Source organism: Sorangium sp. So ce145 (assembly GCF_051525985.1).
GTDB classification, from domain to species: domain Bacteria; phylum Myxococcota_A; class Polyangia; order Polyangiales; family Polyangiaceae; genus Sorangium; species Sorangium cellulosum_B.
In genome coordinates, this window is the sequence record NZ_CP150315.1 from 9335892 (window position 1) to 9357090 (window position 21199).

General features: G+C 69.7%; 6 protein-coding genes. 5 read left to right on the top strand and 1 reads right to left on the bottom strand.

The genetic code is table 11. The annotated features are described in order from the left end of the window. Nucleotides 1-112 precede the first annotated feature (112 nt). Complete coding sequence (locus WMF34_RS34595; protein ID WP_437990508.1) at nucleotides 113-1657, top strand: hypothetical protein; 1545 nt, start codon at nucleotides 113-115, stop codon at nucleotides 1655-1657. A gap of 5 nt (nucleotides 1658-1662) precedes the next feature. Here the strand turns inward: WMF34_RS34595 and WMF34_RS34600 are convergent, their stop codons facing one another. Further along, the gene (locus WMF34_RS34600; RefSeq protein ID WP_437990509.1) at nucleotides 1663-3891 is read right to left on the bottom strand and encodes an NADP-dependent isocitrate dehydrogenase; all 2229 of its coding nucleotides are present in this window, start codon (nucleotides 3889-3891) and stop codon (nucleotides 1663-1665) included. Nucleotides 3892-4703: 812 nt separating this feature from the next. Between WMF34_RS34600 and WMF34_RS34605 the strand changes: the two genes are divergently transcribed. From WMF34_RS34605 to WMF34_RS34620, 4 genes are all read left to right on the top strand, one after another. After that, complete coding sequence (locus tag WMF34_RS34605) at nucleotides 4704-5912, top strand: ATP-binding cassette domain-containing protein (RefSeq protein ID WP_012239428.1); 1209 nt, start codon at nucleotides 4704-4706, stop codon at nucleotides 5910-5912. A gap of 113 nt (nucleotides 5913-6025) precedes the next feature. Further along, the gene (locus WMF34_RS34610) at nucleotides 6026-8320 is read left to right on the top strand and encodes a hypothetical protein (protein ID WP_437990510.1); all 2295 of its coding nucleotides are present in this window, start codon (nucleotides 6026-6028) and stop codon (nucleotides 8318-8320) included. A gap of 5 nt (nucleotides 8321-8325) precedes the next feature. Beyond that, on the top strand, nucleotides 8326-9312 hold the full coding sequence (locus tag WMF34_RS34615; protein WP_049876467.1) for a trypsin-like peptidase domain-containing protein: 987 nt from the start codon (nucleotides 8326-8328) through the stop codon (nucleotides 9310-9312). Nucleotides 9313-10111: 799 nt separating this feature from the next. Beyond that, nucleotides 10112-21148: an amino acid adenylation domain-containing protein gene (locus WMF34_RS34620; protein WP_437990511.1), complete on the top strand. Its 11037-nt coding sequence runs from the start codon at nucleotides 10112-10114 to the stop codon at nucleotides 21146-21148. The last annotated feature ends 51 nt before the right edge of the window (nucleotides 21149-21199 follow it).

A 21199-nucleotide genomic window follows, 5' to 3' on the forward strand; every position in this document is an offset into this window, starting at 1 on the left:
CCGCCCCGACACGCGCCGCGGCCGCTCTCCTTAGGACGGGCAGCGACGGGCAGCGGCATTTCGCCCGTGCCTCCGACCTGGTACGCAGGCTGCTAGATCCAGGGACCGGACCATGAAGACATTGAGCGCTTGCTTTCTGCTGGGGATCCTCGTTGGCTGCCAGAAATCCGAGGAGGCCGGCCTGCCGGCGGCGAGCTCGGGGCCGAGCGCCGGCTCGGGCGCTCCGGCGGCGGCCGCCGCGGAGACAGCGTCGCCGGCCGCCGCGGAGGCGGCCTCGTCGGTCCCCGCGCCCGCGACCGCGGCGCCCACCGAGCCGGCTCCGCCGCCGACCGCGCCGGCGTCTCCTGGTGCGCCGGCGTCCTTCAAGGACGGCCGGAGCGAGTCGATCGCAGCGGCCGTCGGCCTCGGTTGCGAGGCGAAGAGCCTCGACGGCTGGCTCGAGCTGCTTTGCCGGAAGAAGAACGGGACCGGAGGGCACCCTGTTCGCGCGGTGATCCACGATCCGAGCGCGGAGGCCGCGGCCGAGAAGCCGAGCGAGCCGGCGGCGGCCGACGACGCCGGCGAGGGGCCCGACGCGGGCCCGTCGAACGAGGTCCTCGCCGACGAGCGCGGCGAGCTCCGGCTCGTCGCGCCGTTCCGGGCCGACGCCAAGCAGAGCGTCACGCTGGAGTGGACCGACACGCGGTACGAGCTCCAGATCGACGGCACGACCGCGAAGCTCGACTGGGCCGGCTCCGTGGTGTCGCACCGGCGCGCCTGCCAGGAGCTCCTCGATCAGAACCGAGCGCGCATCTCCGGCGCGCAGAAGCTCGAAGGGCCCGAGAAGGTCTCGGCGGCCGAGGCGACGCGCCTGCCAAAGTTCGGGGTCTGCCAGCCGGCGGGGCTCGGCTCCTGGGCGCTGTCGCTGACGCGCTTCGCGGGCGCCGGCGAGGGCGCGGCGCGGGCGCTCGCCTTCGACATCGAGGTCGTGCGGATCGACCTCGAAGGCAAGCGCTTCGCGGCGCCGCTCGGGACGATCGAGGTCGCGCCCGGCGGACTCGCGATCTCCGCGTTGAACGTCTATGACTTCGACGACGACGGCAACGACGAGCTCATCGTCCCCTACGAGCTCAACGCGCTTGCCGCGGGCGCGAAGCCGGCGGCGCCGAGCCCGATCTGGACGTTCTCGAACGGAGCGGTGTCCGCCTATGCGAAGGCCCCGAGCGTCTCCGGCGGCCTCGGCATCGAGCACCTCGACCACGACATGCGGCCGGACATCGGGAGCTACGGTCCCTTCGTCGCGTGGCTCGGCGCGGACTGCGGCGTGAAGAGCTGCCCGCCGCGCGTGACCGGGCCGAAGTTCTACTTTCACTCGGTGCAGGACGGTTCGTTTTCAGCGACCGACGCCAGCGCGACCGGGGCGCTCGGCCGCGCGTGCGGCAAGAAGCCCGCGGCGATCGTCGTGACGGCCGGCAGCGGGGTGAACGTCGCTCAGACGGCGAAGAACCTCGTCTGCGCGCGCGCGCTGGGAGCCCCGCGGGAGGCGCTCGAGGGCGAGCTCACGGCCAAGCGCGCGGACCTCTGCGGCGGCGCGGCGACCTGCGCGCTGTCGAGCACGTTCGAGGCCTGGCTCGACGCGGCGCTCCCGGCTGAGCTGGGGAGCGCCGCGAAGCCGTGAATGATTCAGGAGAAGCCGTCGATGGCCGCGTTCAGCGTGGCGCTGGGCCGCATCGCGGCGAACGTCTTCTGATCGTCGAAGTGGTAGTAGCCGCCGAGGTCGACGGGCTTGCCCTGCGCGCCGATCAGCTCGCCGTCGATCTTGGACTCGTTGTCCGTCAGGGTCTGGGCGAGCTTGCCGAACTTGGCCGCCAGCTCCTTGTCCTCGGTCTGCTTGGCGAGGGACTGCGCCCAGTAGAGCGCGAGGTAGAAGTGGCTGCCGCGGTTGTCGATCTCGCCGACCTTGCGCGCCGGGCTCTTGTTGTTCTCGAGGAACAGGCCGATCGCCGTGTCCAGCGCCTTGGCGAGCACCTTGGCCTTGGCGTTGCTGGTCTTGTTGGCGAGGTCCTCGATCGACACCTGCAGCGCCAGGAACTCACCGAGCGAGTCCCAGCGCAGGTAGTTCTCTTTCTGCAGCTGCTGGACGTGCTTCGGCGCCGAGCCGCCGGCGCCGGTCTCGTACAGGCCGCCGCCGGCCAGCAGCGGCACGATGGAGAGCATCTTGGCGCTGGTGCCCAGCTCCAGGATCGGGAACAGGTCCGTCAGGTAGTCGCGCAGCACGTTGCCGGTGACGCTGATGGTGTCCTTGCCCTCCTTCATGCGGCCGAGCGTGAACTCGATCGCTTCCACAGGGCTCTTGATCGGGAGCTCCAGGCCCTTGGTGTCGTGCTCGGACAGGTACGCCTTGACCTTGGCGATCAGGTTCTTGTCGTGGGCGCGGTTCTCGTCGAGCCAGAACACCGCCGGGGCGCCCGTGGCGCGCGCGCGGGAGACGGCCAGCTTGACCCAGTCCTTGATCGCGATGTCCTTCGTCTGGCAAGCGCGGAAGACGTCGCCGGCCTCGACCTCCTGCTCCAGCAGGGCGTTGCCGGAGGCGTCGACGATACGCACCGTGCCGCTCTCGGCGATCTTGAAGGTCTTGTCGTGTGAGCCGTACTCCTCCGCGGCCTGCGCCATGAGCCCCACGTTCGGCGAGGTGCCCATCGTGCGCGGGTCGAACGCCCCGTGCTGCTTGTGGAACTCGATCGTGGCCTTATAGATGCCGGCGTAGGAGCGATCGGGGATCGTGAACTTGGTGTCGTAGAGCTTGCCATCCGTGCCGTACATCTTGCCGCTGGAGCGGATGGCCGCCGGCATCGAGGCGTCGATGATCACGTCCGAGGGCACGTGCAGGTTGGTGATGCCGCGGTCGGAGTCGACCATGGCCAGCGTCGGGCGTTGCTCGTAGACGGCCTTGATGTCCGCCTCGATCGCCGCCTTCTCGTCGGCCGGCAAGCCCTGGATCTTCGTGTACAGGTCGCCGATGCCGTTGTTCGGGTCGAAGCCGACCTTGGCCAGCGTGGCCGCGTGCTTCTCGAGCGCGTCGGCGTAAAACACGCTGACGGCGTGCCCGAAGAGGATCGGGTCGCTGACCTTCATCATGGTGGCCTTGAGGTGCAGGGAGAACAGCACTCCCTGCTTCTTCGCGTCCGCCACCTGCTCGGCGTAGAACGCGCGCAGGGCCTTGGCGCTCATCACGCTGGCGTCGACGACCTCGCCCGCCTGCACCTTGACGCTCGGCTTGAGCACGGTCGTCTTGCCGCCGGCGACGAGCTCGATCTTCAGCTCCTGCGCCTTGTCGACGACGACCGACTTCTCGCTGCCGTAGAAGTCACCGCCCGACATATGAGCGACGTGGCTCTTCGAGTCGCGGCTCCACGCGCCCATCGAGTGCGGGTGCTTCTTGGCGTAGTCCTTGACGGCGGGCGAGGCACGCCGATCGCTGTTGCCCTCGCGCAGGACGGGGTTCACGGCACTGCCGAGCACCTTGGCGTAACGCGCCTTGATCGCCTTCTCCTCCTCCGTCTTCGGCTCGGAGGGATAGTCCGGCACGGCATAGCCCTGCTGCTGCAGCTCCTTGATGGCGGCCACGAGCTGCGGGATGGAGGCGCTGATGTTGGGTAGCTTGATGATGTTGGCGTTCGGCGTCTTGGCCAGCTCGCCGAGCTCCGCCAGGTGGTCGCCTAGCTTCTGGTTGTCCGTCAGGCGCTCGGGGAAGTTGGCGAGGATGCGGCCCGCCAGGGAGATGTCGCGCGTCTCGACTCGAACCCCGGCGGCCTTCGTGAACGCCTCGACGATCGGGAGGAGCGAATAGGTGGCCAAGGCCGGCGCCTCGTCCGTCTTCGTGTAGATGATGGTAGAATTTTGCGTTTCCACTGTTTTCTCGAGGGTTGAACCGGTCGGGATTGTTGGAAAGGTTTCGCCCGGTGCCAAGGGCCCGTCGCACCGGCACAATGCCTGGCACCGAAATTTGCGCAAGCCCCTGGCTCCGGGCCGAGGCGCCGCCGGCCTGGCCCGCCGGATGCACGAGCGGCGGGCCATGGCGGAGCCGCGGCCAGAGCGCGGCGCAGCGCGTAAGTAGAAGGAGCCGGCTCGCTACGCGATCAGGTGTGCGCGGCGAGCGGATCGGGCGGCATCGCGGGCATCCGAGGACAAGGTCGTGAACCTTCGAGCGCGGCGCAGCGCGCGAGACGCGTCGCGTCGACCGGCCGTGGGCACACGTCTCCCCGGCTCGGGGTTCATCGCGACGCGACTGCCCCGGGTCGCCTGGATACGCTCTCCCGTGGCGCCATCCAGGCTCACCGTGACCGAAGAGCCGCTCCCGTCGTTGCTCACGCGGCTGTCGGTCGGCCCCACGGGCAGGCCGTCATCACAGTCCCCGCCCGCCTCGCGACAGCAGTTCTTGTACGCTGCCTTGGCGAACCAGACACAGATCCGGAAATCGATCCGGTCCGGCAGGTCGTGACAGCTCGCCTTGTCGTCCTGGTAGTTCGCGTCGCACTCCAGCAGGGTGGGCGCGAGCGCCGCGCGAGCCCGCGAAGGCGCGCCGGATCCCCCCGGTACGTCGCCCAGCCAGGCCCCTCACCCTCCCACGTCCGTTCGCCGCGCTGCACCTCGGCGCACCAGCAAAAGCAGCCGGCTCGCTGCGGTGATTACCTCCGCGCGGCGGCGTGGGATAACATCCCAGCATGACTCGATCCACCGGTCAGGCGTCGCCCCCGGTCGACACCCGCAGCAGCCTCCGGCGGGCGTGTGTTCAGGGAGACGTGCGCCGGGCCGCGCTCTATCTCTCTCTCTTCGTCGACGGCCTCAAGGAGGACGCACAGCGAAGGCACGCTGCTGCCCTCTTGCCCCGCCTCGACGCGCTCGAGCGGAAGCTGGCCGAAGAGGGGCTCATCGAGGCGCACCTCCAAGAGCGCGATAGGCTCCTGGAGGAGATCCGAACGGTGTCCGAATGGAGCACCGCAGCCGCCGATCCCGGACCGACGAAGCCGCTCCTCGAGATGAAGGCTGTGTGCCGGCGCTTCTCGAGCTCCAGCTTCGCCCTGGAAGAGATTGACCTCGAGGTGCGCGCCCGCGAGATCGTCGGCGTGGTGGGGCTGAACGGCAGCGGAAAGTCCACGCTGCTGCGGATCGCGGCGGGCCGGTTGCACCACGAAGGGAAGGTCTCCTATCCGGCGATCGAGGCCGAGCGGTCGGAGAGATCGATCCTCGCGAGGATCGCCTACGTCGCGCAGGAGCCGGAGCCCTGGGCGGGCCGGCTAGGGGAGCACCTGAGCCTGCTGCTCGCCTTCCACGGGATCACCGGAAAGAAGAACGAGCGTCGCACCGCGGAGGTCCTCGAGCAGTTCGATCTCGCGAAGAGCGCGCGCGAGCGCTGGAACGAGATCTCGGGCGGCCTGCGCGCGCGATGCGCGCTCGCGCTCGCCTTCGCGCCGTGGCCGAGCCTGATCGTGCTGGACGAGCCCATGGCCTATCTCGACCCGGGATCGCGGCGCTGGTTCCTCGATCAGATGTGCCGGCTCGTGAACGTGCCACAGCACGCCACGGGCATTCTCGTGTCGTCGCATCTCGTCCCAGAGCTGGAAGCCATCGCGACCCGGGTCCTCGTGCTGGAGCAAGGGCGTCTCGTGCCTGCGAGCGCAACGTCACAGCCAGAGGCCGTCGTGCTCGACATGGCGGTCGATCAGCCGTGGCGCACCGGCGAGACGCTGCAAAGGAGCCTCGGCCTTGGCGCCAATGAGATCCGCATCGAAACACGACCGGATCCCCGCCAGGTCCGGATCACGCTCCCGCCGGGCGTGCACCGCGGCGCCGTGCTGCGGGCGCTCGCCGAGCACGGCATCACGCCGGTGCGGTTCTCCGATCTGACCAGCTCTGTGGCGCGCAGGCTGTGAAGGGATCCATCTCCTCCTGGGCTGGCGCGTTCCTCGGGTGGCTCGGACGGCGCGCGCCCCGCGTTCGTATCCTGGGTCTCCACTGGGTCGTGCCTCTTTCATTGCTGCTCCACGTGACGGCGGTCGTGGCCTCGTCGACGATCCCCATCGTCGCGCACGATCTGCCTGATCTTGACGCCTGGGGCGCGTCCTTTCTCATCCTGGGCGTGGTCGCCACGGCGCAGTGGATTCACACGCAGTGGCGAGATCGGGAGCGCTTGCCCCTCGGGCTCCGTCCGGGTCTGGCGTGGACACCGATCGTGGCGTTGCTCGTCGTGGTCGCTTTTGTGTCGCCAGCATCGACCGCGACCCGGGTGGCCGCTGAGCGAATCCGCGAACTCGGCCGTGAAGAACGCGTGAAGAAGGCGTTGCACAACGACGGCGCGCTCTACGATGCAATGCGCCTTTCGGTGTCACGCGGGCGCGACCTGTGTTCCCAGCTCGGAATGGGCTGGGGGAAGGACCCCGAAGAGAGCGCGGATCGAGTTCGCTCGTCCAAGGCGACAGCGTGGCTCGACGTCCTCTCTGGCTCCAACGAACTCAGCGGGCTCCTGCCCGAGGCGTGCAAGCGTGGAGATGACGCGGCAATCGATAAGATCGTGGAGCCCCGCAGGCAGCCGATATTAAATAACCGCCATCAGTTCTATCGCGCGACGTCGCTCGAGCTTCACACCCGCAGAACCCCTCGACCGTCGTTATTTCGGCGATTTTCAGGCATAAGAAAGGCATTCGTATACGAGGACCCTTACTGGATCTACGTGCTCGGAATCGGCTGCACGGTCTGCGCAAACGCCGCGACCCTTGGCGGGCAAATATCCCGAAAGCAACTCGTCCGCCGGGCATCCATCGTGTGCGCCATTTTATCCCTTGCCTCTATCTTCATGCACGGACCCATCCTCGATTTTTTCTGGATTGCCAGTGTTGTCGGGCTGGGGATAGCGAGCGCATTCGTGGTTCGAGCGCTCGTGAAAGGCCAACGATCCAGTGGCGCCGACATCGGACTGACCGTCTCTTTCGTCGGAGCACCGGGCGCGCTGTTTCTGCTGTCCATGCGAGGGAGGCTCCCGTGGGCGACTGAGACGGGCTTGCTCCTCGCGTGCGCATGGTCGGTCGTGCTCTCCATCTGGCTCTGGTGGCTCGGAGGGCGCTACCGTACACTCCCCTTCGAGGACGGCTTGCTCGCGAGTACCACTCGCGGCATTGAAGCGCTAGAGAGAGGCTCATCGTGGATCGCTCGCCGAAGCCCCGAGCTCGCGCAGCTATGCCCAGTGTTCATCCTGCCGGTCACTCTGGCTGTCACCGTGCTCGCCGGCACGACCAGTGGGATGTCCATCAACCCTGCGTCCGTCCCCGATCCGGAGGCCCTCGCCAATACGTTTCTGGCGATCGGAGCCGCCACCGGCTCGGTGTGGCTCGCTCTTCAGTGGCGGCTGCGCGCCGGGCTCCCCATCGGCACGCGTATGGGCTGGCTCACGGGGCCGCTTCCGGTTCTCCCGGTGGTCGCGATGCTCTTGGCAGCAGGACCCCTTGCGGGCGCCCGGCAAGCGAACATCATCGCGACAGTCGTCAAGCAAAAGGACGCACACGACGCTGTCATGCTTTTGCTGGAGGATAGAAAATGGCTCAAGCATCGTTCCTATGAATTCACTCTGGACAGAGCAGCAATACTCGACAGGCTTCGCAGCGGTCGTACGCCGCCGATGGAAGTCGTCCATGCAATGACTCGCCTGGGAGGGTTCGACGAACACGACTTCGAGGTGCTCCGTGCAGCGCAGTCGGCCTCGGACATGGCCACAGTGGAGCGATTGTTTCTCGAGAAAGGATCTCGTGTCGAGTCGAACCTATCTCTCCTGGCCCGCGCGTCACCAGAATTACGCGATTGGCGTCTCAATCGCCTCATGCCACATTTCCCCTTCTGGTTCATGAAACCCGCGGCGCCTCTCTTCGCGGTCATCGTGGGCGCGGCGCTCGTCCTCCTGTCCGCGCTGGCGAGCGTCGTCCGACCCAGCCATGGCGCGGTGTCGCTGGCCGCGATCATCGTTGCCTGGGCCGTGGCGGGTGCTCTGCGGGATGGCCCGAGGCTCGAGCAGGAGTTCTTTCTTCCAGCGGTCGCGGTGCTGTTCTCCGTCGCGTGCGCCGTGGTGGTGATCGGCCTCCGCAAGGCGCGCCGCACCCCGTGGACGGACCGGAGCCTCGTCGTCCTGGTGCTGTCCGTGCCGCTGGGGATCGCAGCGTCCGCCTACCGCGTCGTCGACGCGTCGCACATGAACATCGTCTACGCCGTGACCGGTGGATGGCTCGCCGCGGTGACCATCGCGCATCGATGGCTCGCGGGCTGGTATCGCGATCTTCCCTTCGAGGAAGGATGAGACCCATGGATAACACATTCTTCGACGAGCTCAGGGATCTGGTCGGGGACGACGAGCTGGAGAAGGCGCTGGCTCGACTGCTGACGTTCGTACAGCGCTCTGACCGGCACGTTTATAACGCAGCGCTGGCGCTCAAAAGCTCGCTACGCAACCTCGACCGGCAGCGCCTGGACCCGAGCTTCTCGCCGCAAGATCGAAGCAAGGCGCGCAGACAGCTCGCGGCCGATCTGCTCGCCGTGATCGACGAGGCATCCAGGATCCGTGAGAACGAGCGACCCCTCCAGCAACCCCCGGTGAGCGCACGACCGCTCTCGACCGACCTGCCGGGCGGCACGCTGGAGAAGATCATCGGCGCGGACCGCCTGATGAGCCTCGCCTGGGTCCGCAAGGGGCTCCAGGCGGCGCGCGCGGTGTGCCGCGTCGAGACGCCGAGCGGGGTCGGCACGGGCTTCCTGATCGAGGGGCGCCTGCTCCTCACGAACCATCACGTGATCCCCGATCCTGGCGTCGCCGAGCGCTCCGTGATCGCCTTCAACTACGAGGACGACGATCGCGGAAACCTCCTTACGGTCCACCGCTACAACCTCGACCGCGCTCGGTTTCGCACGAGCGAGGGCCTGGACTGCACGGCCGTAGGCGTGGGCGCGGGCATCGCCGAGGCAGGGGACCTGGCCGAATGGGGAGCTCTGAAGCTGACGCTCCGGCGCCCATCGGTGGGCGAGTTCGTGACGATCATCCAGCATCCCGGGGGCGGCCTCAAGAAAATCGCGCTGAGCGAGAACCAGGTCGTGAATGTCCAGGAGGAGATCGCCCAGTATACGACGGACACGCTCCCGGGCTCCAGCGGCTCGCCGGTGCTCGACGACCGCTGGGAGGTGGTCGCGATTCACCACGCCGGCGGCCATCTCTCGAAGAGGGATGGCACGGGAGCACGTCACTTCATCAACGAAGGCATCCTGTCCGCCGCGGTGGACAGGGCCGTGCTGATCTGAAGCGACAGTTCACAGCCGCGCTCCGTGCCGCCAGCGAGCCATTCCCTAGGACGGCCACGAATCCGGCACCACGGCGATGCGTGGTGGAAGCTGCAGCCTCCACCTGCCGGCGGTTGCAGCCTCCAGCTGCCGGCCGTTGCGACCTCCAGCTGCCGGAGGTCGCCGCTTCCATGGGATTGCGCGGGACGAACCGGAGACGACAGCCCGGCAGATCGGAGCGAACGGCGGGCTCGCCCTGCCTGTCGCCCGCGCGTCGTCCAGTCATGTCCGTCCCTGGTTCTCTGAGAGGCAGCGGTGCAGCAGAGGACCGAGCCTATCGACGGCTGCCGCGAGCACAATTCTGACGTGATGCGCTGGAAGCTACCCCGACGGTGAGGAAGAGGACCAACTCAGGGTGAAGCGGAAGCCGGATTTGTCTATTGGCCCACAAGAGCAGGCGCGAGGTCGGGATCCCGGAATCCAGACAAGGTCCATCAATCGCCAGCATCCGCATCCTCCCAAATACAAGCTGGCGTGGTGGTGTCCATACTTCATACTGCGTAGCGTGTGCATCGCGCCCCCTCGCGATGCGATCGACATCGATTTAGTATTTTCTGCATTTTACAATCTTTGGCCCAGCCTGGCGCCTGCTCCTCGTGCCCAGGTGACCAGGCGGCCCTGATGTCTGAGGAGCGTACGACAGATCAGCAAGCACGGTGTGCGCGCAGGTGTGCGCGCGTCGAACGTCCGACGCGGCGCGCGGTTGCTCCACGCGCATCGATGCAATCGACCCCTATCAGCAACAAGGAGGTCATCCGCGATGAACGAAATTTCCTGTTCTCCGCTCTCTCTGGAGCAAGAACGTGCGTGGGTGCTCGCCCGGGGCCGAGGCGCCACGCCGGGCTTGAACGAAGGGGGCGCGGCGTGGCTGGACGGCGAGCTGGATGTGCCCAGGCTGGTCCATGCCATCGAGAAGCTCACGGGGCGTCAGGCGATCCTGAGGACATCCTTCGCAGAGCACGAGGGGCGGCCGGTGCAGGTCGTCTCGCCGCGGGCAGACATCGCCTTCCTCGAGGTGGATCTCGGCGCCGAAGGGCAGCCCGCCTCGGATGAATCCGCGCTCGCGATGGCCCGCCGGGAGATCGCTCGGCCCCTCGATCTGGAGCGCGGCCCCCTCTGGCGCGTGAGCCTCATCCGGGTGCATCCAGGGCGCCACCTCATCGCGCTCTCCATGCACCCCCTCCTCTCGGACGGCAAACCGAGCGTGACGCTGTTCTTTTCGGAGCTATTCGACGGCTATCATGGCGTCGAGCTGCCGGCGCCGCCGATAAGCTACCAGGACCACGCACGGCGGCAGCGGGAGCACCGGACCGCAGAGCTCCTCGACAGGCAGCTCGCGCACTGGCGTCGTGAGCTCTCGGGGGCACCGGAGGCGCTGGAGATCCGGACGGATCGGCCGCGGCCCGCGGTGCGGACCTTCGCCGGAGGTTCGGTGGCGTGCGCGCTCGATCGGGAGCTCGTGCGAGAGCTCCGCGCGCTGGCCCGGGAAGAGGGCGTGGCGCTGTCCGCGATCCTGCTCGCGGGAATGCACGCCGTGCTCCACCGCCATACCGGCCAGGACGACGTCCTCATCGGCGTTCCGCTGTCCGGACGAGACGAGGAGACCCGAGGCCTCATCGGGGCATTCGGGAATCTCGTGACCGTACGGGGCAGGCTGGGCGCAGATCCGAGCTTTCGCGCGCTCCTGCGCCAGGTGCGCCGATCCCTGCAGGAGGGGAGCGAGAACGGGGATCTCTCGTTCACCTCTCTGGTCGAGCAGCTCTCGCTGCCGCGGGATCCAAGCCGCGCACCGCTCGTCCAGGCCATCTTCTCCAGCGAGCCGAGCACGCTGGAGCCGAAGCGAGGCGCGCTGCTCACGCTGACGGAGGTGGCGCTCGAGGCGACCGAGGTGGCCTTCGAGCTCGCGGTCCGCGTCGAGGAGACCGACGCGGGCGTAATCGCGCGCGTCGATTACAATCGGGACCTCTTCGAGCGCGCGACCGTCGAGCGGCTGCTCGGGCGCTGGGCGGTGCTGCTGCGCGGGGCGGCGGGCGACCCGGAGCAGCGCGTCTCGGAGCTGCCGGTCCTGACCGAGGAGGAGCGCCGCGCGCTGCTCGCGTGGAACCACGGCGAGGTGTTCGATGCGCCGCGCGATCGGCTGCACGAGCGGGTCGAGGCGCACGCCCGGCGCACCCCGTCCGCGGTGGCGGTGGTGTTCGAGCGGCAGCGTCTCACCTATGCCGAGCTGGATCGGAGGAGCAACCAGATAGCCCATCTCCTCCGGGAGAGCGGCGCGGGGCCCGAGGTCCCGATCGGCGTCTGCCTGGAACGATCGCTCGAGATGATCGTGGCGCTGCTCGGCGTCCTCAAGTCCGGCGGCGCCTATGTCCCGCTCGACCCCTCTTATCCGGCGGACCGGCTCGCCTTCCTGCTCGAAGATGCCGGCGTCCCCGTGATCCTCACCGAGGAGCGCTTCGCCTCCCGGCTCCGGAGCGGGAGCGCGAGGGTGGTGTGCCTCGACGCGGATCGGGCCATGATCGACCGGCAGCCCGAAAACAAGGTGGCGCCCTCGCCGAACGAGCGTCCGGAGAACCTCGCGTACATCATCTACACCTCGGGATCGACCGGGGAGCCCAAGGGCGTGATGGTCAGCCACGCCAACGTCCTTCGCCTGTTTGACACCACCGCCGGATGGTTCCGCTTCGGCGATCAGGACGTGTGGACGACGTTCCACTCGTTCGCTTTCGACATCTCCGTCTTCGAGATCTGGGGCGCGCTCCTCCACGGCAGTCGCCTCGTCGTCGTGCCGCGGCCGGTGATCCACGCGCCGCAGCTGTTCTACAGGCTCCTCGGGGACGAGGGGGTAACGGTGCTCACCCAGACGCCGTCGGCGTTCCGCCTGCTCGTCCACGCCGAGGAGACGATCGAGCCGGAGGCCAGAGAGCGACTCGCGCTCCGGCTCGTGATCTGCGGCGGTGAGGCCCTCGACGTGACCGCGCTGAAGCCGTGGTGGGAGCGCCACGGCGACAGGGTGCCCGCGATCCTCAACCTCTACGGACCCACCGAGACCACCATGTTCGTCACCTACCGCCCTGTCGGCCTGCCCGATCTCGAGCGGCCCTGGTCGAGCATGATCGGCCGCGCGGTCCCCGATACGCAGGTGCTCCTCCTCGATCGCAACCGCGCGCTCGTCCCGGTCGGCGTCCCCGGAGAGATTCACGTCGGCGGCGCGGGCCTCGCGCGCGGCTACCTCCACCGGCCCGAGCTCACGCAGGAGCGGTTCATCGAGCACCCGTTCAGCGACGACCCAGGCGCTCGCCTGTACAGGACAGGTGATCTCGCGAGCTACCTCCCGTCGGGAGATCTCGAGTACCTCGGTCGGGTCGACGACCAGGCGAAGATCCGCGGCCACCGCATCGAGGTGGGCGAGATCGCGTCGGTGCTGGCCCAACACCCCGAGGTACGCGAGGCCGTCGTGGTGCCGCGCGAAGACGCGCCCGGGGAAAAGACGCTCGTTGCCTACGCGGTCCCTCACCGAACGAGCCAGGGCGACTCGGCGAGCGACGAGCGCGTGTTGGCTCCGGCGCTCCTCGCCTTTCTCGAGAGCCATTTGCCGAGCTACATGGTCCCTTCCGCGATCGTGCTGCTCGCGTCGTTCCCCACCACGCCGAACGGGAAGCTCGACCGCAAGGCGCTGCCCGCGCCGAGCGGCGCTCGTCCGGAGCTCCGGCGCGCGCTCCTCGGGCCGCGCTCCGAGCTGGAAGAGGAGCTGGCGCAGCTCTGGAAGGAGCTCCTGCGCGTCGATCACGTCGGCGTGCACGACAGCTTCTTCGCGCTGGGCGGCGACTCGCTGCACGCGCTCCGGCTGTTCTCCCGCTTGCGCGGCGCCTTCGGGATCGACGTCACCTTCCAGCAGCTCTTCGCCCACCCGACCATCGCCGCGCTCGCCGCGCTGATCAGCGGAAAGGAGCGCGCCGCGGCCCGGAGCGATCAGGCCATTCCGAGAGGCGCCCGAACGGGAGCGATCCCCCTGTCGTTCGCGCAGGAGCGCATGTGGTTCCTCCACCGGCTCGCGCCGGAGAGCAGGGCCTACAATTGCCTCTGTCCCTTCCGCCTCGCCGGCGACATCGACGTCCCTGCGCTCGACAGGAGCCTCCGTGAGCTCGTCCGCAGACACGAGATCCTGCGCACGGTCTATACGGAGCTCGACGGCCAGCCCGTCCAGATCGTCGCCGAGGACGCCTCCTTCCGGCTGGAGGTCGCGGATCTCCAGCACCTCTCCGGGGAGGAGCGCGAGGCCCAGGCGGAGCAGCACCTCTCGTCGGAAGCCCAGAGGCTCTTCGATCTGAAGCGCGGCCCCGTCTTCCGCGCAGGGCTGCTCCGGCTCGGACCTCGGGATCACGTCCTCTGGTTGCACATCCACCACATCGCCGTCGACGGCTGGTCGCTCGAGGTCGCTTACCGTGAGATCGCGGCGCTCTACGATGCCTTCTGCGGTGGGGCTCCGGCGGCGCTGCCGGACGCGCCGCTCCAGTACGCCGATTTCGCCTCGTGGCAGCGCGAGCAGATGACCGAAGAGGTCCTGTCGGAGCTGCTCGCCGGCTGGAAGCAGAGGCTCCTCGACGTGCCGCCCTTGCTCGAGCTGCCGAGCGATCACGTCCGGCCGGCGGTCCAGACCTTCCGCGGCGCGACCCTCCCGTTCCAGCTCGATCCGGAGGTCGGAAGGGCGGTCCGGGACCTCGGCGCGCGAAACGACGTGACCGTGAACATGGTCCTCCTGGCCGTGTTCGCCGTCCTGCTCCACCGCACCACGCAGCGCGACGACCTCCTGGTCGGCCTGCCGAGCGCGGGCCGGGATCACGCCGATCTCGAGGCGGCGATCGGCTTCTTCGTCAACGTGGTCCCCATCCGGATCGACGTCTCCGGTGGGCCGTCGTTCGAGGAGCTGCTCCGCCGCGTGAGGGGCGTGTGCCTGGACGCCTACGCGCACGACGGGCTCCCGTTCGAGCGGCTCGTCCAGGAGCTCCAGCCGGAGCGCGACCCGAGCTACAGCCCTCTCGTGCAGATCGTGTTCGCGCCGCAGCCGCCCGCGGAGCGGGAGCTCCACCTCCGCGGGATCGAGGCGCGCGCCATCGCCACGGACACGAGGAAGACGATCTTCGACGTCTCGCTCTATGCCTGGGAGAGCACCGGCGGCGTCGCCGGGATGCTGGAGTACAGCACCGACCTCTTCGAGCGGGCGACGATGGAGCGGATGTTGAGTCACCTCTTCACGCTCCTCGCCGCCGCGACCTCGGACCCCGCGCGCTCCGTCTCGTCGATGCCGCTGCTCCCGGAGCGCGAGCGGCGCCGGCTGCTCGTCGATTGGAACGACACCGGCGCCGATTTCCCTCGCGATCGGCGCGTCCTGGATCTGTTCGAGGAGCAGGCGGCGCGCGCGCCGCACGCCGCCGCTGTCGTGTCCGATCGCGGCTCGCTCACGTACGGGGAGCTCGATCGCCGGGCGAACCAGCTCGCGCGCCGCCTGCTCGAGCTGGGCGTCGCGCCCGATACCCTGGTCGCGATCTGCGCGGAGCGCTCGCTGGAGATGGTGGTCGGGATCGTCGGCGTCCTCAAGGCGGGCGCGGCGTATCTCCCGGTGGACGCGGAGATCGCGAGAGAGCGGCTGGCGTTCCTCCTCGAGGACTCCGGGGCGCCGGTGCTCCTCACGCAGGAGCGCCTCGCCGATCGCCTCCCGCCGTTCGCGGGCGCGGTGATCCGCCTCGACGCCTACTGGCCGGAGATGGCAGCGCGCGACGGGTCGCCCCCTCCGGTGTGCGCGGGCCCCCGGGATCTGGCCTATGCCATCTACACGTCGGGCTCGACCGGCCGCCCGAAGGGCGTGCTCGTGGAGCACCGGAGCCTCATGAACCTGGCAGCGTGGCACGTGCGGCGCTTCGCCGTCACCTCCGCGGATCGCGCGACCCTCGTCGCGAGCCCTGGCTTCGACGCGTCGGTATGGGAGCTCTGGCCGTACCTGTGCGCGGGAGCGTGCCTGTTCATCCCCGGGGAGCCGCTCCGCCGCTCCCCGGACGAGCTGAAGGCGTGGCTCCTCGCGCGAGGGATCACCGTCTCGTTCTTGCCGACGCCGGTGGCAGAAGAACTCCTGCGCCTCGACTGGCCTGCTTCCGTCGCGCTCCGGTACCTGCTCACCGGAGGAGACAAGCTCCGCGTCTGGCCAGGCGCGGGGCTCCCCTTCGAGGTCGTGAACAACTACGGTCCGACCGAGGGGACCGTCGTCGCGACCTCCTGTGTCGTGCCGAGGGCGCGGCCGAGCAGCGGGGCGGCGACCCTCGACCCGTCGATCGGCCGCCCCATCGACAACATGCGGGTTTACCTCCTCGATCCGCGCGGTGAGCTCGTCCCGGTGGGCGTCCCCGGCGAGCTTTACCTGGGAGGCGCCGGCATCGCCCGCGGGTACCTGAACCGGCCCGAGCTCGACGAAGCGAGGTTTCTCCCCGACCGGTTCGCGGACGAGCCGGGCGCGCGCATGTACCGCACCGGCGATCGCGCCCGGTGGCTCGCTGACGGAAACATCGAGTTCCTGGGGCGGGTCGACAACCAGGTGAAGATCCGCGGCTACCGTATCGAGCTCGGCGAGATCGAGGCCGTGCTGCGAGAGCACCCCGCCGTGGAAGAGGCCGTCGTGGTGGCGCGGGAAGATGCGCGGGGCAACAAGCGGCTCGTCGCCTATGTCATCCCTCGCCTCGATGACGGCGGCGCCGCGGATCAAGCCCCGGCCCTGCAAGCGGAGCACGTCTCGGCGTGGCAGGCGCTGTACGACGGCACCTACGGGAAGGCCGGCGCCGGCGTGGATCCGGACTTCAACATCACGGGCTGGAACAGCAGCTACACCGGAGAGCCCATCGACGCCGGAGCGATGCGCGCATGGCGGGATCACACGGTCGAGCGGATCCTCTCGTTCCAGCCGCGCCGGGCATGGGAGATCGGCTGTGGGACGGGGCTCCTGCTCCTGCAGCTGGCCCCGCAGTGCGCCGCCTACCTGGGGACCGATTTCTCCGAGAAGGCGATCTCGCTGCTCCGCCCCGAGCTCGCGCGCGGCACGCTCTCGCATGTGTCGCTGCAGCGCCGGGAGGCGAACGACTTCAGCGGCGTAGAGCCGGGCAGCTTCGACGTGATCGTCTTGAACTCGATCGTGCAGTATTTCCCCAGCGCCGATTACCTGCGCTCGGTGATCGAGGGCGCCGTGCGCGCGGCGGCGCCCGGCGGCGTCGTGTTCCTTGGCGACATCAGGAGCCTTCCGCTGCTCGAGGCGTTTCACACCTCGGTGCAGCTTCACCGCCTGCCCGCGAGCGTGACCTCGGCCGAGCTCTTTGCCCGGGCGCGGCGGGCGGCCCTGGGCGAGGAAGAGCTCGTCCTCGCGCCCGAGCTCTTTCACGCGCTGCCCGGCGAGGTCCCGGGCGTGGAGCACGTGGAGTGCTGGCTCAAGCGGGGTTCGGACGCCGACGAGATGACGCGCTTCCGCTATGACGTGGTCCTGCACGTGGGCGTGGCGCCCGAGCCCATCGCCATCGGCCGATCCCTGGACTGGGCTGCCTCGGAGGGCCTCGCGGGCGTCGAGCGAGCGCTGCGCGAGGGGGGCTCCGGCGCGCTTCTGGTCCTGGGGATCCCGAACGCGCGCGTGTACGCCGACGTGGTCGCCGCGAGCCGGCTGCGGGAAGGAGGCGACGCCGAGCTGGACCGCGCCGCTATCGCTGCTCGGAGCGCGGCGGCCGCGATCGAGCCGGAGGCGCTGTGGGCGCTCGGCGCGCGCCTCGGCTGCTCGGTCCGGATCACCGCGTCGAGGACCTCGGACCCAGGCTGCATGGACGTGCTCTTCGAACGCTCGGTCGAACGCTCGGAGGGCGGCGCGCCGCGGCCGCGCGCCTGGGTCCAGGCGCGGCCCGGGGAGACCTCGCCGGCCCGGTCGCTCGCGAACAGCCCTCTCCGGAGGCAGAAGGCGCGCGTCATACCTGAAGGCCTGCGCGAGCACGCCGCGGCGAAGCTCCCCGATTACATGGTTCCGGCCGCCTTCGTGAAGCTCGACGCGCTGCCGCTCACAGCGAACGGGAAGGTCGATATCGCGGCCCTTCCGGCCGACGATCGCGCGAGACCCGAGCCGCGGGCGGAGCCACCCGCGCCCTCCTCGAACATCGAGGGGATCGTCTCCGAGATCTGGCGCCAGGTGCTCGGCGTCGACGAGGTCGGCCTCGACGATCCTTTCTTCGAGATCGGCGGTCACTCGCTGCTCCTCTCCCGGGTGCGCGCGGGGATCCGGGCGCGGCTAGGCGAGGACGTGCCCCTCATGGAGCTGTTCCAGTACCCGACGATCCGCAGCCTCTCTGCACGTCTGAAGAGGGGCTCTCGGGCGGCCGCCCCGGGAGAGAGCGCGGCCTCCGGGCGCGAGCGCGGCGCCGCGGCTTCCGCGACCGAAGCGCCCGCGCGGGAGGCGCTCCCCGAGAACGCCATCGCCATCGTCGGAATGGCGGGTCGCTTCCCGAAGGCGCGCAGCGTCGACGCGCTGTGGTCGATGCTCGAGGGCGGGGGCGAGGGGATCTCCTTCCTTTCACCCGAGGAGCTGGAGGCGCTCGGCGTGGAGTCGGAGCTCTACCGGTCGCCCGGGTTCATTCCGGCGGCCGGCGTGATCGAGGACGTCATGTGCTTCGACGCGGCGTTCTTCGGCTACAGCGCGCAGGACGCCGTGCTCATGGACCCGCAGCAGCGCGTCTTCCTCGAATGCGCCTGGGAAGCGATGGAGAGCGCCGGCTACGACCCGCTCGCCTACCCGAAGCCGATCGGCGTATTCGCCGGGAGCGACGCGCCGAGCTACTGGATCGAGCAGGTCGGGCCGCTTCCGGCCGCGCCGAACTCGGAGCACCACCGGATCTATACCGGGAACGTGACCGACTCCCTGACCACGCGCGTGGCCTACAAGCTGGGGCTCCGGGGGCCCGCGGTGAGCGTCATGACGGCGTGTTCGACGTCGCTCGTCGCCGTGCACCTCGGCTGCCAGAGCCTCCTCACCAGGGAGAGCGACATGGTCCTCGCGGGAGGCGTCGGCATCCTCACGCCGAAGAGGATCGGCTACCTCTACGAGGAAGGCCGGGTCACCTCGCCCGACGGCCATTGCCGGCCCTTCGACGCCGAGCCGAGCGGCATCGTGGCGAGCAGCGGTGTCGGCCTCGTCGTCCTCAAGCGGCTGAAGGACGCGCTGGACGACGGCGACACGATCCACGCCGTGATCCGCGGATCCGCCGTCACCAACGACGGCGCGCTCAAGGTGGGTTACACGGCGCCGAGCCTGGAGGGGCAGGTCGAGACCCTCGCGCGGGCCCACGCCGCTGCCGGCGTGAGCCCGGAGAGCATCACGTACGTGGAGGCGCACGGCGCGGGCACGCGGCTCGGCGACTCGATCGAGGTGGCCGCGCTGGCGCGGGTGTTCCGGAAGGCGACCGACAGGGTCGGCTTCTGCGCGCTCGGCTCGGTGAAGAGCAACCTCGGCCACCTCCGCGCGGCGAACGGGGTGACCGGCCTCATCAAGGCGACGCTCTCGCTGGAGCGCGAGCTCATTCCCGGGACGCTCCATTTCCGCCGGCCCAGCCCCGAGATCGATCTCGCGAGCAGCCCGTTCTTCGTCAACTCCGCGCCGCGCGCGTGGAAGCGCGGCGGAGCCCCGCGCCGCGCCGCGGTGAGCGCCTTCGGCATCGGCGGCACGAACGCGCACGCCGTGCTCGAGGAGGCGCCGGAGACGGCGCCGTCCGGCCCGTCCAGGCGCTGCCAGCTGCTCGTCGTCTCGGCGAAGACGCGCGCCGCGCTCGAGAGGAGCACCGATCGGCTGGCCGAGCACCTGCGGCGCGCGCCGGAGCGCTCGCTCGCCGACGTCGCGTTCACCCTGCAGCGCGGCAGGGTGCCTTTCGCGCACCGCCGCGCGGTGGTGTGCGCGGATCCGGCCTCGGGAGCGGCCTGCCTCGATCGGCGCGACCCCGCCCGCGTCTTCACGCAGGTCGCCGGCAAGCGGCCTCCGGAGGTCGTCTTCATGTTCCCCGGCGCGGGCGCGGAGCATGCCGGCATGGGGCGCGAGCTCTACCTGCAGGAGCGCGCCTACCGCGAGAGCATCGACCAGTGCGCCGACCGCTTCCGTGACGAGCTGTCGGTCGACCTCCGCGACTGGCTCTTCCCCGAGGCGCAGGAGCGCGCCTCCGGCGACGCGGAGATCGGCTCTCCGCGCTTCAGCGCGGCCGCGGCCGCCCTCTTCTCGACCGAGGTCGCCCTGGCGCAGCTCCTGATGTCGTGGGGGATCCGCCCGGCCGCGCTGTTCGGGTACGGCGTGGGCGAGGTCGCCGCCGCGTGCGTCGCCGGCACGCTCTCGCTCGACGACGCGGTCGCGCGGGTCGCGCTGCGCGGGCGCGCGGAGGAGGAGGCCGCGGGATCGACACGCCCCGAGGATCGCATCGCCATGCTGCTGGCATCGGCCGATCGCGCCCTCCTCGAGATCGGGCCCGGCTCCACCCTGGCCTCCGTGGCGTCGCGGCACCCGGACGCGGAGCGACGGGTCGCGACCACCCTGGCGGGCCCGGGCGAGGGCGCCGGCGACCTCGAGGCGCTGCTCGCCGCGGTGGGCCGGCTCTGGTGCGCCGGCGTCGACGTGGACTGGGCTGCGTTCTCCCGGGACGAGCGCCGGAGGCGCGTGCCGCTCCCCACGTACCCGTTCGAGCGCACCGCTCACGTGCTCGACACCCCCTGCACCGTGGGCCCGGCCACGGTGCGATCCCTGCCGTCGAAGATCTGGAGTCCGCCGGCGTCGTCCGGTCCTCCCTCGGTCGCGGTGCTCACCGAGCGCGTCCGGGAAGCGCTGCCTCCGAGCTCGAAGGCGCCCCTGAGCCCCGCGATGACGCAGCGGAGCGGGAGCGCCGCGGTCCTCACGGCCAGGCGCGCTGCCGGACAGCTCCTCGTCTCGCTGCAGGCGGGGGCGCCGGACGCCACGCCGCTGTTCTTGATCCCGCCGCTCGGCGGCACGGTCCACCTCTATCGCCCCCTCGTGCAACGCCTGGGCAGCGAGCAGCCCGTCCACGGGATTCAACCCACCGGGGCGGATCCGAGCGAGCCGGGCTTCATGAGCGCCATGTCCGTCCCCGCGATCGCGGCCCGGTACGTGGAGGAGATCCTGAGCGTCAGACCCGAGGGTCAGTACCTCCTGGGCGGGCATTCGGCCGGCGGCGTTGTCGCGTACGAGATGGCGCAGCAGCTGCTCGCGCAGGGGCGCAAGGTGCCTTTGCTGGTGCTGCTGGACACGGGCAGCGTACAGGGAGCGAGCGACCGTTCTCCGGCGAGCGCCCTGGCCCACGAGATGGCGAAGATCCAGGCGATCGCGTCGCAGAGATACCGCGGCTTCGTGGCGGCCATGGAGGACGACGCGCGGCTCCGCGCCGAGGTCACGAGCACATGGCAGGCGCTCGCGAGCTACGCGCCGCAGCCGACGGACGCCAGCGTCCTGTTCCTGCGCGCGCGGGAGCAGATCAGCCCGGAAGACGCGGTCGCCGTCCATGCCTGGATGGACCTCGCGCGAGGGGAGTTTGCACTCCAGGTGGTGCCTGGCAACCATTTCACGATGCTGGAGCCGCCCCACGTCGCGCACGTCGCCCGCGCGATCCAGCAGCGCATCGCGGCCGCGGTGAGGCCCGCGCTCGCCGACCCGCCGGAGGGGCGGGCGCTCCGGAGGTCGAGGGCCAGGCCGCTCGGCGCGGAGAGCGTGCCCGAGAGCGGGCCGCCGTCGCACTGAGCTGGGTCCTCGGCGGCTGGGTACGTCCCTGGCTCTGCAGGAGGTCTTGCC

What these genes read in the sequence shown, in the direction of transcription:
- WMF34_RS34595 (WP_437990508.1), top strand. Translation starts at nt 113, where the DNA reads ATGAAGACATTGAGCGCTTGCTTTCTGCTGGGGATCCTCGTTGGCTGC.
- WMF34_RS34605 (WP_012239428.1), top strand. Translation starts at nt 4,704, where the DNA reads ATGACTCGATCCACCGGTCAGGCGTCGCCCCCGGTCGACACCCGCAGC.
- WMF34_RS34615 (WP_049876467.1), top strand. Translation starts at nt 8,326, where the DNA reads ATGGATAACACATTCTTCGACGAGCTCAGGGATCTGGTCGGGGACGAC.
- WMF34_RS34620 (WP_437990511.1), top strand. Translation starts at nt 10,112, where the DNA reads ATGAACGAAATTTCCTGTTCTCCGCTCTCTCTGGAGCAAGAACGTGCG.